The organism is Streptomyces sp. FH025, from assembly GCF_017427025.1.
Lineage (GTDB): Bacteria > Actinomycetota > Actinomycetes > Streptomycetales > Streptomycetaceae > Kitasatospora.
Genome location: NZ_JAFLNG010001242.1, coordinates 1 through 1,012, shown reverse-complemented (window position 1 = coordinate 1,012; position 1,012 = coordinate 1). Strand labels below are relative to the sequence as shown.

General features: G+C 74.1%; 2 protein-coding genes. One reads left to right on the top strand and one right to left on the bottom strand.

From position 1 onward, the window contains the following. On the top strand, positions 1–501 hold a 501-nt coding region (locus tag J0670_RS38685; protein ID WP_307806883.1), incomplete at its 5' end, for a 2-oxo-4-hydroxy-4-carboxy-5-ureidoimidazoline decarboxylase. A 63-nt stretch (positions 502–564) separates the two neighbouring features. Here J0670_RS38685 and J0670_RS38680 read toward each other — a convergent pair. Further along, positions 565–1,012: hypothetical protein (locus J0670_RS38680; protein WP_207817445.1), on the bottom strand; the 448-nt coding region annotated here is incomplete at its 5' end.

Here is a 1,012-nt window from a genome sequence, read left to right as displayed (position 1 = left end):
CCGACCCTCCTCGGGTTGCACCGCTTCAACGAGGCCGACGCCGGCGCGGCCGAGGAGGCCCTCCTGGCCTGCTGCGGCAGCCACCGCTGGGCCCTACGGCTCACCGCGCACCGGCCGTACCCCGACATAGAGTCCCTGCTGGCCGCGGCCAGCGAGGCCTCCTACGACCTCCGCCCGGCCGACCTGGCCGAGGCCCTGGCCGACGAGAGCTGGATGCCGCAGCCCCTGCTCGGCATGCGGGCCCCGGGCAGCCAGGCCGCGCACACCGCACTGCGGGCGGCCCACGCCGCGTACGAGGCCCGCTTCGGCCACGTGTTCGTGGTCTGCCTGGACGGGGTCGACCCGGAGGAACTGCTCGACACCGTGCTCTCCTCGATCCGCACCCGACTGGCCAACGACCCGGACGAGGAACGGCTGATCGCGGCGGACGAACTCCGCCGGATCGCCCTCACCCGGCTGGAACACCTGGTCGCCACCCACTCGGAAGCGGGAGCGCGCTAAGGCCTGTCTGACAATTCCCGCCGGGCGCGCGACGCTAATTGTCAGACATGGCCTAGAGCCCCGCTACCCCGCCTGCGCGGCCCGCAGCTTGGCCACCTGCTGCCGGACGACCCGTACGTCCGGCACGGGGGCCGGCTCGGGGGCGACCCCGGAGGTGGTGAACACCGCGAGGGCCGGACCGACCCGGACCAGCAGGGCGCGCCGGGCCAGTACGGCGGAACCGGATTCATTCGTGAGGGTGAATCCGATCGCCGCGTCCGCTCCCTCGGGCGTGGGCGTGTCCTCCCGGTTCAGCCGGTGCCTCGTACGGACCGGCACCTTCTTCCCCGGCTTCTCGCCGGGCTTCTCGACCGAGGGCACCGAGGTGAACGAGGTGCACGGGCCGAACAGCCGCTCCAGCTCCCCCTGCAGCACGGCGGCCCGCCCGGCCCGGTGGCCGAGCAGCGCGACGCGCACCCCGCCCTTGGCGTCGGCGGCCCGGACCACGCTCAGGTCCGTCTCCGCGTACGGG